General features: G+C 71.3%; 13 protein-coding genes. 2 read left to right on the forward strand and 11 right to left on the reverse strand.

Annotated elements, in window-relative coordinates; translation table 11 throughout:
• Nucleotides 1-53 precede the first annotated feature (53 nt).
• The 9 genes from RM788_RS51340 to RM788_RS51380 all read right to left on the reverse strand — a co-directional run bounded on the left by RM788_RS51340 (nucleotide 54) and on the right by RM788_RS51380 (nucleotide 6,929).
• On the reverse strand, nucleotides 54-836 hold the full coding sequence (locus RM788_RS51340) for a maleate cis-trans isomerase family protein (protein ID WP_315929105.1): 783 nt from the start codon (nucleotides 834-836) through the stop codon (nucleotides 54-56).
• Nucleotides 833-2,221 carry an MFS transporter gene (locus tag RM788_RS51345; RefSeq protein WP_315929106.1) on the reverse strand — a complete coding sequence of 463 codons (1,389 nt, stop codon included), beginning with the start codon at nucleotides 2,219-2,221 and terminating at the stop codon, nucleotides 833-835. The genes RM788_RS51340 and RM788_RS51345 overlap by 4 nt, the downstream gene beginning before the upstream one ends.
• A 97-nt stretch (nucleotides 2,222-2,318) precedes the next feature.
• Nucleotides 2,319-3,128, reverse strand: coding sequence for an HAD family hydrolase (locus RM788_RS51350; RefSeq protein ID WP_315929107.1), 810 nt, complete (start codon nucleotides 3,126-3,128; stop codon nucleotides 2,319-2,321).
• Nucleotides 3,125-4,072: a pseudouridine-5'-phosphate glycosidase gene (locus RM788_RS51355; RefSeq protein ID WP_315929108.1), complete on the reverse strand. Its 948-nt coding sequence runs from the start codon at nucleotides 4,070-4,072 to the stop codon at nucleotides 3,125-3,127. Before RM788_RS51355 ends, RM788_RS51350 begins: the two co-directional genes overlap by 4 nt.
• Before the next feature lie 127 nt (nucleotides 4,073-4,199).
• Complete coding sequence (locus tag RM788_RS51360; protein ID WP_315929109.1) at nucleotides 4,200-4,574, reverse strand: ectoine synthase; 375 nt, start codon at nucleotides 4,572-4,574, stop codon at nucleotides 4,200-4,202.
• 45 nt (nucleotides 4,575-4,619) lie between these two features.
• On the reverse strand, nucleotides 4,620-4,871 hold the full coding sequence (locus RM788_RS51365; protein WP_315929110.1) for a phosphopantetheine-binding protein: 252 nt from the start codon (nucleotides 4,869-4,871) through the stop codon (nucleotides 4,620-4,622).
• Between the two features lie 305 nt (nucleotides 4,872-5,176).
• Nucleotides 5,177-5,368, reverse strand: a complete 192-nt coding sequence (locus tag RM788_RS51370) for a hypothetical protein (RefSeq protein WP_315929111.1) — start codon at nucleotides 5,366-5,368, stop codon at nucleotides 5,177-5,179.
• On the reverse strand, nucleotides 5,365-5,976 hold the full coding sequence (locus tag RM788_RS51375; protein WP_315929112.1) for a hypothetical protein: 612 nt from the start codon (nucleotides 5,974-5,976) through the stop codon (nucleotides 5,365-5,367). The genes RM788_RS51370 and RM788_RS51375 overlap by 4 nt, the downstream gene beginning before the upstream one ends.
• 2 nt (nucleotides 5,977-5,978) lie before the next feature.
• A complete protein-coding gene (locus tag RM788_RS51380; RefSeq protein WP_315929113.1) occupies nucleotides 5,979-6,929 on the reverse strand; it encodes a hypothetical protein in 951 nt (316 codons plus the stop codon).
• 190 nt (nucleotides 6,930-7,119) lie between these two features.
• On the opposite strand from RM788_RS51380, the gene RM788_RS51385 reads away from it, so the two are divergent.
• Complete coding sequence (locus RM788_RS51385; RefSeq protein WP_315929114.1) at nucleotides 7,120-7,326, forward strand: hypothetical protein; 207 nt, start codon at nucleotides 7,120-7,122, stop codon at nucleotides 7,324-7,326.
• A gap of 483 nt (nucleotides 7,327-7,809) precedes the next feature.
• Here RM788_RS51385 and RM788_RS51390 read toward each other — a convergent pair whose 3' ends face one another.
• Together RM788_RS51390 and RM788_RS51395 are read right to left on the reverse strand one after the other, a co-directional pair.
• On the reverse strand, nucleotides 7,810-10,893 hold the full coding sequence (locus tag RM788_RS51390; RefSeq protein ID WP_315929115.1) for an AfsR/SARP family transcriptional regulator: 3,084 nt from the start codon (nucleotides 10,891-10,893) through the stop codon (nucleotides 7,810-7,812).
• Between the two features lie 364 nt (nucleotides 10,894-11,257).
• Nucleotides 11,258-12,418 carry an L-talarate/galactarate dehydratase gene (locus RM788_RS51395; RefSeq protein ID WP_315929116.1) on the reverse strand — a complete coding sequence of 387 codons (1,161 nt, stop codon included), beginning with the start codon at nucleotides 12,416-12,418 and terminating at the stop codon, nucleotides 11,258-11,260.
• 143 nt (nucleotides 12,419-12,561) lie between these two features.
• On the opposite strand from RM788_RS51395, the gene RM788_RS51400 reads away from it, so the two are divergent.
• Entirely contained in the window at nucleotides 12,562-12,954 is a 393-nt protein-coding gene (locus RM788_RS51400; protein WP_315929117.1) for a hypothetical protein, read from the forward strand.
• The last annotated feature ends 137 nt before the right edge of the window (nucleotides 12,955-13,091 follow it).

Here is a 13,091-nt window from a genome sequence, read left to right on the forward strand (position 1 = left end):
CGAAGGCCCGCGCTCGGGAGGAGCACGGGCCTTCGCCGCGGTGTGGAAGCGGATCAGGTGTTCAGCAGGCGACCGCCGCCCCGGACGGTGGCCTCGACGCCCGCGAGGTCGAGCAGGTGCCACAGGCACGCCTGGTTCGAGGTCACCACGGGCACGCCGAGCCGCTGTTCGAGCTGCTCGATCGCCTCCCAGGAGCGGAATCCGCTGCCGGGGATGAGGATTCCGTCCGCGTCGGCGGGGAACCCGGCGGCGACCTGGCGGCACACCTCGTCCGGGTGCACCTCCCAGCGGCCGCCGCGGTCGAAGAGCTGGTGCCGCTGGACGTCCTCCCAGCGCGAGTCGAGCTGGAACTGCATCAGCCCGGCGACGTCGAACCCGGCCGAGGTCAGGTAGTCCTCGGTCGCGGTGAAGGTCGGCTGGGTGAACCACGGCGGCAGCACCACCAGCGGGCGGCCCACCCCGGTCGCGTCCAGCGCCGAGCGGATCGCCTGCGCCGCCGTGTAGACGGGGGTGCCGCCGGTCAGCTCGACCGCCGCCGCGACGAACCCCTCGTCGAACTCCAGCCCGCCGAAGAAGCTGGCCGAGCCGAAGCAGAGGCAGATCGCGGACAGGTCCATCTGCCCCAGCTGCACCAGCCCGCGCCGGACGTCCGGCGCGTCGACCATCCGCCGCCACGACTCGCCGGTGTACTCGGCGCCCGTGCTGGTGGGGCTCTCGAACCGCGCCGTGTGGACGGTGACGCCGGTGGGCGCCATGGCCCACAGCTCCGCCTCGACCACGGGATCGTTGTGGATGACCAGGATGCCGAGCTGGGCGACCCAGGCCTCCCGGTTCACGACCGCGCCCCCGCTGCCTCCGGGACCGCGGCGGCCGACTTCCGGGCGAGGCCGAACCAGGCCAGCGCCGCGCCGCACGCCGCCGCCGTGGCGGTCGTGACGAACGCCCAGCCGAAGCTCGTCTGGCCGGGGTTCGGGCCGAGCACCAGCACCAGGACGGCCACGCCGAGCGCGCCGCTCATGTACTGCGTCGTCGTCATCATGGCCCCGGCGACACCCTGGTTGCGGTCCTCGACGTCGGCGGTGCCCGCGATGAACATCGCCACGTACGTGACGCCGTGGCTGAAGCCGGTGATCAGCAGACCCGGCAGCAGGTCGAGCACGTAGCTGTCGCCGGAGGTCTGGAACGCGAGCAGCAGCAGGCCCACCGCGTCGGCGACGAACGCCAGCGTGAGGGTCAGCCGCACACCCAGCCTGGCGACGATCTTCGCCGACACCGAGTTCGCCACCGCGATGGCGACCGCCATAGGCAGGAACGCGAGCCCCGCGGCGATCGGGCCGTACCCGCGCAGCTGCTGGACGAGCAGCGTGACCACGAAGAACTGGTTGCCGACGCTGCCCATGTAGAACGCCGTGGCGCCGCAGCCGACCAGCAGCGACCGCGTGCGCCGCAGCAGCGGGTCGACCAGCGGGTGCGGGCTGCGCCGCTCCTGCCAGACGAACGTCGCCAGCAGCGCGGCGGCCACGCCGAACCCGATCAGGGTGCTGGTGTCCGTCCAGCCCCGGCTCGACGCCTGGGTCAGCGCGAGCGCCGTGGAGAGCACCGTGGCGGTGCAGAGCACCGCGCTCGGGACGTTGAGCGAGGTGTGCTTGCGGATCGTCGCGTCGAGCTTGGGCAGCAGCTTCGGCGCGGCCAGCGCGCAGACCACGGCGAGCGGCAGGTTGATCAGGAACACCCAGCGCCACGAGACCGTGGTGAGCAGGCCGCCGATCATGACGCCCGCGGCCAGGCCGGAGGCGCCGACCGTGCCCCACACCGACAGCGCCTTGTTGCGCAGCGGCCCGGCGGCGAACGAGGTGTTGATCAGGGCGATGACCGCCGGTTGCAGGATCGCCGCGGCGATGCCCTGCGCGGCGCGGGCCACCATCAGGATCGGGGTGCCGGGGGCGAGTCCGCCCGCCAGCGAGGCGATGCCGAACAGCAGCATGCCGACGATGAAGAGGGTGCGCGGACCGAACCGGTCCGACGCCCGCCCGCCGACGACGAGGAAGCCCGCGAAGAACACGGCGTAACCGCTGACGACCCACTGGACCGAGCTCTCGGTCAGCCCGAGCTCGTCGCCGATGCTCGGCAGCGCGATGTAGACGATGGAGTAGTCGAGCGCGATGAGGAACTGGGCGACGGCGAGGATCGCCAGCGCGGCGTTCGCCGAGCGGGGTCGCACAGCGGGAACGGTGCCCGGTAGGGCCATGGGAATCACCCTCGTGTGAGCTGGTGTTCGGATTACCTGTCTGAGGTGTGCGGGCGCAGTGCGGTGATCACTAACCCTTGTCGGGGAGTTCCGTCGTCCAGGTGGTCCCTCGGTTCGCCGCCCCCACGCCCTCGTACTGGTAGTACGGGGGCGTGGGGGCGGTGAACCGAGCGAGCGGCTGGGCCCGGAAATGCTCGGCGAGGATTGTGGTCGCGGCACTGGGCGAGACGAGGTCGTGGAGTTCGGCCACGGAGCCCACGACGGTCAACGCCCCGGCGGCCACGAGTTCCGCCCGCGTGGCCACGCCGAAGTCGACGCCGTAGGCGTCCATCCCGGCGGCGGAGGCCATGCGGACGTCGTCGACCGCGTCGCCGACGACGACGCACCGCCCCGGCGGGACGCCCAGCGCGCCCGCCGCGAGCAGGGCGAGGTCGGCGTGGGGCTTGCCGCGCTCGGCCATACCGTGGCACGACAGCGTGTCGAAGGCGTCGAGCAGGCCCGCCGCGCCGAGCAGTTCCACGGCGCTGGGTCTGACCTTGCTGGTCACGACGGCCAGCGGCCTGCCCTGGGCCCGCAGCTCCGCGAGGAGTTCCGGGATGCCGGGGAAGACCAGGTCGGCGGCCGACGGGATCACCGTCTCGGTGAACAGCGCGCGGGCGCGGGCCACGGCGTGCGCCACGTCCGGGTGGTCCTGGGGGAGGAAGAGCAGGCCGGCGAACGAGGCGGCCAGCGGCCTGCCGATCGTCCGGCGCACCAGGTCGTCGGCCACGTCGTGACCCGACTCGTCGAGCACCGCGCGCAGTACGCCGAGCATTCCGCCGGGGGTGTCCACGAGGGTGCCGTCGACGTCGAACAGGACCGCGCGGTCGTCGGCGCTCACGAGACGCCGACCAGTGCGGACCGCTCGCGCATGGCCACGGCCAGCTCCGCGGCGACCGCGCTGGTGGACAGCAGCACCGACCGGTTGGCCGCGCCGGTCCGGCCGTGCGTCGCGGCCGAGACGGCCTTGAGGATGTGCGGCGTCAACGACGGACCGCTGACCCCGGCCTTCTCCGCCTCGGCCTGCTTCTGGTGGATCAGCGCGTACATCTCGTCCGACGGCAGCGCGTCCTCCGCGGCGATCGGGTGCGTGACCAGGAACCCGCTGCCGTTGCCGACCCGCCAGTGCAGGCGGATCGCGGCGGCGAGCACGTCCAGGTCGTCGACCCGGCGCGGGTTGGGCTGGCCGCTCGACGTGCTGTAGTAGGCGGGGAAGTCGTCGCAGCGGTACCCGACGACCGGCACCCCCTGCGTCTCCAGGTACTCGAGCGTCAGGGCGGGGTCGAGCAGGGACTTGGCCCCGGCGCAGACCACCGCGATCCGGTGCCGGGTGAACTCGACGAGGTCCGCGGAGATGTCGAAGCTGCGCTGGGCGTCGAAGTGCACACCGCCGATGCCCGCGACGGCGAAGACGTCGATGCCGACCTGGTCGGCCGCCACCAGCGCCGCCGAGACGGTCGTGCCGCCGTGACCGCCCGAGGCGAGCGCGGAGCCGATGTCGCGGGTGCTGATCTTCGGCACGCTGGGCGTCGTCGCGAACAGCTCCACCTGCGCCTCGGACATGCCGACGACGAACCGCCCGTCGACGACGCCGGTCCGCGCGGGCACGGCGCCGTTCGCGCGGATGGTCCTGTCGATGTCGAGCGCCGTCTCCAGGTTCAGGGGGTACTTCAAGCCCTGCACCACACCCGACGACTCCAGTGCCACGACGGGTTGGCCGGTCGCCATCGCGTCGGCGACCTCCTCGGAGATCGAGAACAGCTCGGTTCGGTCGCGTGTGGACATCGGTCGTTCCTCCTTGTGATCTGACTGACTGGTCGCCTTCGTCGATGTGGAACGGGTCGGTCCGGCCTGGCCGACGGCCGCGGGTGCGGGAACCTCGTGGGGCCCGCACCCGCGGCCGACGACCGGGCTAGTAGTGGGAGAACTCGTCGGAGTCGAAGTTGTGCCGCTCGTCGCCCTGGAGCGGCGGGTTGAACACGCTGATCAGTTCCATGTCGCCCTCCGGAGCGGCGATCAGGAAGTGCTCGTCGTGGTTGTCCAGCGCGTACATCACGCCCGGCTCGATCTCGTGGACCGTGCCCGCCGAGTCGATCACCTGGCCGCTGCCGGAGATGCAGTAGCAGGCCTCGAGGTGCCTGCGGTAGTGCAGCGGTGACTTGGAACCGGCCTTCACCACCGTGTGCGCGACGGTGAACCCCATTCCATCGGCTTCCACGAGGAAACGAAAGCTGAGGCCGTTGCCCCAGTCGACGCAGTTGACCTCGGACTTCTCGCGAACGATCATCGCTTGCACCTTTCCCGTCGTGAATCGTGTTGGGGTCGAGCAGGATCAGACGAAACTGCGCGTTTCCAGGATGAATTCCTGGATGGAGTCGACCGAGCTGAACTGGAGGGGGGAAATGTTCATCTCGTCGACCGGGATGTCGTACTTGTCGCCCACCCACGCGATGAGCCGCAGCAGGCCGAGGCTGTCCACCACGCCGTTGTCCAGCAGGTCCAGGTCGGAGGGGAGCTGGTCGGGTGGGACGTCGGGGGCGAAGCTGGCCACCACGTACTGCTTGATCTCGACTTCGATCGTCACGGGATTTCCTCTCGTGGTAACAGGAGGACGTCGTTCCGGCCGCGAACGCGACAATGGGCCCCAGATCGCACGGTTGGACACGTGCGACGATTTCACAGGAAATCCCGGAACGATCGGGAGGGAGAATTCGATGTAGGCACAGCGGTGCCGTGCTCAAAGCGTGACAGCCGACCGGGCCTCACGTCAATCTTTTTCTGTGGAGTTTTTCGGACCTCTTCCCGGCGACTTCCTCCGGGCATGCCGATGAGGCCCTCATTCGCACAAGGGCCTCATTCACGCACAAAACAGGAGCATTCGAGAATTGTTCATCCGGTCGGGCGCGACTGCCCGTTCACGAGGTCGCACAGCTCGTCGAGGTCGTACTCGGCGCGTCCGGGCCTGCCGTGCCGGGTGAGCTTCCCGCGGCTGGCCCACTTGCGGATGGTCGCCTCCGAGACGCCCGCGGCGAGCGCGGCCAGGTCGGTGGGGACCCGGCGCGGCCGCGACCCGGCGCTCACGCCGCGCTCCCGGCGGACACGCGCCTGCTCAGCAGCAGCCACCGACCCGGCGACCACGTGTGCCCGGCGGCGCAGGCGACCTCGGCCACCTTGCCCGCGCGCAGTGTCGCGAGCACCACGTGCGCGCACCCCGGTTCACCGCACGGCCCCAGCTCCCGCCGCTTCACGGGGTCCGGCTCCAGCACCGCCTTCGCCGCGGCGACCAGGTCCGCGACCTCGCCGACGAAGTCGGGCCCCGCGCCGTGCCCGAGCAGCCAGTCCAGCTGCCCGGTCAGGAACTCCACCAGCCGCGGCACCGAACGCCCACCAGGTCCGGGCGCCCCGCGCTCGGCGGACACGAGCGCCGACCACGACACCAGCGCGTCGAGCACGTCCGACCGCACCGCCACCGCGGTGTCGTCCAACGTGATGCCGGTCGGCCGGTGTCCGCTGATCCGCTCGGACATCGGCCGCCTGCCGGGGGTCAACGCCTCCGCGCACGCCTCGTGCAGATCGGTCAGCCGCGACAGGTTCCCGCGCACGACCTCCCGGCACCCCGAGCACACCCGACGGCCCGGCTCGGTGACCTGCCGTTCGCAGGACGCCGCTTCGCACAACGACTTCGCCATGACTAGCTCCTCGTGGTGGTGGTCGCGGACGGGGGAGCGGCGGGCCCCTCGGTGATGAACCCGCCGAGGCCGAGCACCAGCGCGGCCCGGTGGACCAGGCCCGCGAGCACCAGGTCCAGCGCGGCCGTGCCGAGCAGTTCCACCAGCAGCACGTGGTCGAGGCTGGTCCGGCCGGGGTGCGCGCCGGTGAGGACGGCGCCGAGATCCGCCTCGACCCCGCGCTCCCGCCGAGCCCCGTCGTGCCGGCGCACCGGCGCCGTCGCGTCCTCGGCGGCCGTGTCCACCCGCGCGAAGTGCCTGCCCGCCGCCGAGTCCAGCCGTGCCAGGTCGTCGACGTAGACCTGGTTCGTGCCGTCCACCAGGTCGTCCGGGAGGTCGCACCCGGTCGCGTTGACCAGCACCGCCCCCTTGGACAGGCGGTCGATGCGCATGACGTCGGCGTCGAACCCGGTCACGGCCACCAGGTTCGCACCGAACACGGCCTCGTCCACGTGGGTCGTGACCGCCAGCCCGATGCCCGCGTGGTCGAGCTGGTCGACCACCCTCGTCGACACCGGCATCCCGCGCTCATCGGTCAGCGCGCACACCGCGATGTGGCTGACGTCGGGCACGTGCCGCGCGATCACCATCAACTGGAGCTGCGCGGCCAGCCCCGAACCGATCACCGACGCCGTCACCACTCCCGGCGCGAGCAGCTGCCGCGCCGCCAACGCCGTCAACGCCGCCGCCCGGTAGGCCCGCAGAGCCCCCGCGGGCACCGCGCACCGCTCACCGGTGGCCGTGTCCTCCAACACCGCGAACTCCCCACGGGGCTCGCCCCACCGCACACCCCCCACGGCCTCGGCGCCCTCGCGGGCCGCCATCAGCTCCGCGGCGAGCACCGGCACCGGATCGACTCCGGCGATGGCCGTGCACAGATCGTCCGCACTCAACCGGAGCATCGGGCCGTCCATTCCGGACCTCCTCCCACGTTCACGTGAATCACCTGCGATCACTGTGCGGGAGGACGTTGTCGCCCCTCTTTCGATCGGCTATCGGTCGACTGAAGGCCCACCGACAGCGCGCGGAAGGAAGACCGATGGCGACCGCCTGTCAACTGATCGCAGACCAGGAGCAACCAGCAGGAACACCCCGGAGGCAACGATGTCCACCACCCGCAAGCTCATCACCCCCGCCCTCATCTCCTTCTTCTCCGGCACCGCCCTCCTCGCGGCGATCGCCTCGGGCCAAGCGGTCACCGTCACCGCCGAAGACACCCACTGGAACCAGACCAACACCCTGTCCGACTGCCCCGCCGACACCCACTGGAGCATCGACCTCAACGCCTGCGTCCCGAACGTCGAACGCTGAACGCCGAGCACCCGTAGAACAAGCAGCCCAAGCACAACAGCAGTGAACAAAGCCGCCCGACCACAAAACCGCCTGACCACACGGCGCTGAACGAAACTGCCCAGCACAACGGCAGCGAACACGCACTGGGGCCACGACAACAGCACTGAGCACCTGCCACCCACACCGGCAGCACCAACGCTGCCCAACCACACTGGCGGCAACCGAAGTTGCCCAACCACGCTGGCGGTGAGCAGGGCTCGACCGCTCGTGCGGCCGGCTTGACTTGGGGTTTTTGGGCCTACAATTGGTCGGCGGGCATCTCTACCACCTGCCCTTTTAGCCCGACAAGGCCCAAAAAAGGGGCCCCAAGTCAAGCTGGCCGCACCCGGAGACCGTGGATCCGACACCGGCGACCCAGCACAGCGAACCAGATACCCGGCGACCCAGCACGGCGGCCCGGCACTTACCCCGCCCACAGCGAACCCGACACCCGGCGCCCCCCTACGCCCCCGGCGCCACCACCGACCGAGCCCCCCTCAACCCCGCCGACAACTGCGCCGACTCCTTCGAATCCACCTCCGACAACAACCGCACGGCCTGCTCGATCTTCTCCCCGGCCGACGCCATGTCCCCGTCGTTGGTGTGGATCTCCGACAGCAGCACCAGCGTCCTGGCGTGCCACAGCGCCGACCCCAGCTCGTCGAACAGCCTCCGCGCCTCCACCAGGTGGGTCACCCCGGTCGAGTCGCCCCCTCGCGCCAGCGCGATCTCCCCGAGGGCGTACAGCGCCTTCGCCTCGATCAGCTGCTCGCCCACCCGCCGCGCGAGGTCCAGCGCGTGCACCAGCGTGGTCTCCGCGTTGTCCAGCCGCCCTTCCCGGTGGCGCAGCAGGCCCAGCCCGTAGAGCGCGTGGACCTCGCCGATGCGGTCGCCGGTGTCGCGGACGATCCGCAGCACCCGGTGCAGGGCCTGCCGGGCCTCGTCGATCTGGCCGGTGGCCAGGTGCAGTTCGGCGAACCGGTGCACGACCTGCGCCTCGGTGCGCAGGCAGCGCACCTCCTGGCAGATGGCGAGCGCGTCGTCGAGCAGTTCGCGGGCCTTGGCCGTGTCGCCCTCGTCCATCCGGAACTTCGCCATGCTGCGCAGGATGTGCGCCTCGCCGACCCGGTCGCCGACCACGCGCATCGTGGCCAGCGACTCGTCGTACTTCGCGAGCATCGACCTGATGTCCCCGCGCAGCCCGTCGACGTGCGCGGCGTTGCGCAGCACCAGCGCGCACCCGTGCTCGTCGCCCTCGGCGCGGAAGATGTCCAGCGCCGTGGTGAAGCACTCGTCGGCGTCGGCCAGCCGGGTCTGGAACATGTGCAGCGTCCCCAGCGAGTACCGCATCGCGGCGTACCCGACCCGGTTGCCCGCGGCCTCGGTCGCGGCGAGCGCGGCGCGCGTGCACTCCAGCCAGTCGTCGAAGTACCCCTTCGCCTCGAACAGGGTCACCGAGGTGAGCGCGAGGTCCCAGCACATCTCGTCCAGCCCGGCGTCGGCCGCCTGCCGCACCGCGGCCACCAGCGCCCGCCGCTCGCACTCCCACCAGTCCATCGGGTTGCCGATGGACTCCGCGGCCTCGCCGTCGGGGTCGCGCCACCGCGGGGCGGTGCCGTGCAGGATCGTGTAGTCGCCGCCGTACTCCCGGCGGTGCGCCTCCTCGGCCAGCGCGAGCCACGCGCCGAGCACCCGCGTCAGAGCCGCGGCCCGTTCGTCCGCGGTCTCCACCTCCACCAGCTTCTCCCCGGCGTAGACCCGGATCAGGTCGTGGAACCGGTAGCGCACGTGCACCGAGTCCGGGTACTTCACGACGTCGAGCAGCTGCGCGTCGACCAGGCTCTCCAGCACGTCCTCGGCGTCGACCAGGCTGGTGTCGAGCAGCGCGGCGGCCGTCCAGCCGGGGAAGTCCGGCGCCTGCACGAGCGCGAACAGCCGGAACAGCCGCTGCTCCTGCACGTCGAGCACCTTGTAGGTCAGGCCGATGTTGGACCGCAGCTCCAGCCCGTGGTGCGCCAGCTCGTCGAGCCTGCGCGCCTCGTCGCGCAGCCGGCGCACGAGCCCGTCGACCCGCCAGTGCGGTCGCGACGCCAGCCGCGCCCCGGCGATCCGCAGCGCCAGCGGCAGGCCGCCGCAGAACGTCACCAGCTCCACCACCGAGGCCTGCTCCGCCTCGATCCTGGCACGGCCGACGATCTTGGCGAGCAGTTCGACGGACTGCTCGACGTCGAACATGCCCACGTCGATCCAGTGCGCGCCGGACAGTCCGCTGAGCCGCGAACGGCTCGTGGTGACCACCGCGCACGTCGGGCTGCCCGGCAGCAGCGGCCGCACCTGGTGCTCGCTGGACACGTCGTCGAGCACGAGCAGCAGCCGCCTGCCCGACAGCCTGCTGCGGTAGAGCTCCGCCCGTTCCTCCACGTCGTCGGGCACAGCGGTGCCCGCGACCCCGAGCGCGCGCAGGAACCGCGCGAGCAGGTTGGCGGTGTGGTCGTCGCCGTGCGGGGTCCGCAGGTCCGCGTAGAGCTGGCCGTCGGGGAACTCGCTGCTCAGCTCGTGGGCGACCCGCACCGCGAGGCTGGACTTGCCGACCCCGCCCTTGCCGGAGATCGCGACGATCGGCATGCCGTACCCGCCCGCGCCGCCGGAGACCAGCTGCCGGATCTCGTCCAGGTGCCCCTCGCGGCCGGTGAAGTCGGAGATGCTCGCGGGCAGCTGCTGCGGCACGACCGGCTGCTGCTCCGGCGCCGGTGACGCGGACGGGCGCTTGGCCACCGGATCGGCGCCGGTCGTGGGCAGCGAGAGCTTCGGGTCGCGGTTGAGGATCGCCCGCTCCAGGTCCTGCAACTCCTGGCCCGGCTCGATGCCCACCTCCTCGATCAGCGTGCTGCGCGCCCGGCGGCCCACCTCCAGCGCCTCGGCCTGCCTGCCCGCCCGGTACAGCGCGAGCATCAGGAACCCGTGCAGCCGTTCCCGCAGGGGGTGCTCCTCGACGAGCGTCCCCAGGTCGCCGCTGATCTCCTCGTGCCTGCCGAGTTCGAGGTCGAGCCGGATCAGCTCCTCCACGGCCGCCAGCCGCCGGTCCTCCCACAGCGCGGCGCCGCGCTGCACGAGGTCGCTCGGCACGCCGGAGAGCGCCGACCCGCGCCACAGCGCGAGCGCGCCGCGCAGCGTCGTGGCGGCCTCGGTGGCGCGGCCCGCGTCGGAGTGGGTGCGGGCCGCCGCGACCAGCGCGGTGAACTCCAGGCTGTCCAGCTCGCTCGGGGCGATCTCCAGCAGGTAGCCGGGCGGCCGGGTCTTGATCGCGTCGCCGTGGCCGGCGTCGGCGAAGATCCGGCGCAGCGCCGAGATGCAGATCTGCACCTGGCCGCGCGCCGTCGACGGAGGGGACCGGTCCCACAGGGCGTCGACGAGCTGTTCGACCGGGACGACCCTGTTGGCGTTCAGGCCCAGCATCGACAGGACGATCCGCTGCCGCGGGCCGCCCAGGTCGAGCGAGCGCCGGTCGAGGACGAGCTCGACCGGTCCGAGAAGTCTGAGTCCCACTCTGCGTCCTCCCAGATACGCGATGAGACGTGTCCGCCCGCTTTCGGCACGGCGGACCGGTCTTTCCTCAGGCGCGCGGTATCGCGCCCGGTCTGCGGCCGTCCGTTCGCGATCCGCGATTCGTGAATAACACCCGGTCCTGTTCCTTTCCCACCACTTGCGCACCCCGAAGCGAGGAGCGTCGCTTGTAGTGACTTTCCGTGCCACCACCTGCGGCGTTCGGATGACCTGTCGTCACCCAGTCGGTCAATTCCCGTTCGCTCGCGGTAGTTGGGTGGTGACGCGAAAGAAACCCAATTCTTACGTACTAGCACGACGGGGATGGCGCTACCCCCGTCTGACTTCGTGGACCCGCATCGCCGTTCTACCGGGAATCCACCTCGTGGGACGCCTTGGTCCAGAGCCGCGCCTGTTCGGTCAGCGTGATACCGAGACCCGGCCGGTCGGGCAGGTGCATCCGGCCGCCCTCGGTGCGCAGCCGCTCGGTGAACAGCGGCTCCAGCCAGTCGAAGTGCTCCACCCACGGTTCGAGCGGGTAGGCCGCCGCGAGGTGCAGGTGGATCTCCATGGCGAAGTGCGGCGCGAGCTGGAGGTCGTGGTGCTCGGCGAGCGCGGCGAGCTTGAGGAACTGGGTGATGCCCCCGACGCGCGGCGCGTCGGGCTGGAGGACGTCCACGGACCCGTGCCGCATCAGCTCCCAGTGCTCGGCGACGCTCGAGAGCATCTCCCCGCTCGCGATCGGGGTGTCCAGGCTCGCGGCGAGCGCGGCGTGGCCCACGGCGTCGTGGGCGTCGAGGGGCTCCTCGATCCAGGTCAGGTCGAACTCCTCCAGCGCCCGGCCCATCCGCTGGGCGGTCGGCCGGTCCCACTGCTGGTTCGCGTCGACCATGAGCGCCACGCCGTCGCCGACGTGCTCGCGCACCGCGGCCACCCGGCGCAGGTCCGCGCCGCGCTCGGGATCACCGACCTTGATCTTGACGCCACCGATGCCCTCGGCCAGCGACGCCGTGGCGTTCTCCAGGACCTGCCCGGTCGGCGTGTGCAGGAAGCCGCCGGAGGTGTTGTAGCAGCGCACCGAGTCGCGGTGGGCGCCGAGCAGCTTGGCCAGCGGCAGGCCCGCCCGTCGGGCCTTGAGGTCCCACAGGGCGATGTCGAACGCGGCGATGGCCTGGGTGGCCAGGCCGCCGCGCCCCACGGAGGCGCCCGCCCAGACGAGCTTGGTCCAGATCCGGCCGATGTCGCTCGGGTCCTCGCCGAGCAGGACCGGGGCGATCTCCACGGCGTGCGCGTAGAGCCCCGGCCCGCCCGCCCGCTTGGAGTAGCTGAAGCCGATGCCCTCGTGCCCGTCGGCGGTGCCGATCTCGGCGAACAGGAACACGACCTCGGTCATCGGCCGCTGCCTGCCGGTGAGCACCTTCGCGTCGCTGATCGGGGTGGCCAGGGGGAGGTGGATCCGCGACAGCCGGATCCGGGTGATCCGGTCGTGCCCGGTGGGGTCGGCGCCCGGCGCCTCGTGAGCGGTCATGACGACCACTCTGGCCTGCCGGGCCCTTCGGCGTCGTCCACAACGGACGGCGACTCACGATCGCGCGTTCCCGCCTCGTCCGGGGTCCGACATGAGATGCTGCTCCCCGCGTGAAGATCTGGCAGGCGAGAGGCGACAAAACGGTGACCACCTGGTCCGAAGTGATCAACTATGTCCGGGTCCGGTACGAGGTGCTGGAGGAGTCGGACGACTGGCTGCGGTTCCGGCTCGACACCGCGGACGACCGCGACCAGCAGGTGTCGCTGCACCACGTGCCCGACGGCGACGGTGTGGAGTGGATCGAGATCTCCTCGCCGGTCGGCTGGGCGGACAAGGTCGACGCGGCACGGCTGCTGGAACTGGCGGGCACGACGATCGTCGGCGGCGCCGCGGTCGTGGACGGCGTGGCGCTGCTCAAGCACACCGTGCCGCTGGTGGACCTGAGCGTCCAGGAGGAGTTCGAACGCCCGTTGCGGCTGCTCGTGGCGCATGCGGACGCCTTCGAGCACGAGCTGACCGAGGCCGACGACTTCTGACCTCCCGATGACCCCGTGTTCCGGGGCGTGCGCGGTCCGTCGCGAACACTCCGGAACAGGGGAATTCGTCGGCGCGTCGAATGTCCATTCGCGAGTGGACCCCGCTATACTCGCTGATCAGGAGCTTGGGAGTCCGC

The sequence above is a fragment of the Umezawaea sp. Da 62-37 genome (assembly GCF_032460545.1).
Taxonomy (GTDB): Bacteria; Actinomycetota; Actinomycetes; order Mycobacteriales; family Pseudonocardiaceae; genus Umezawaea.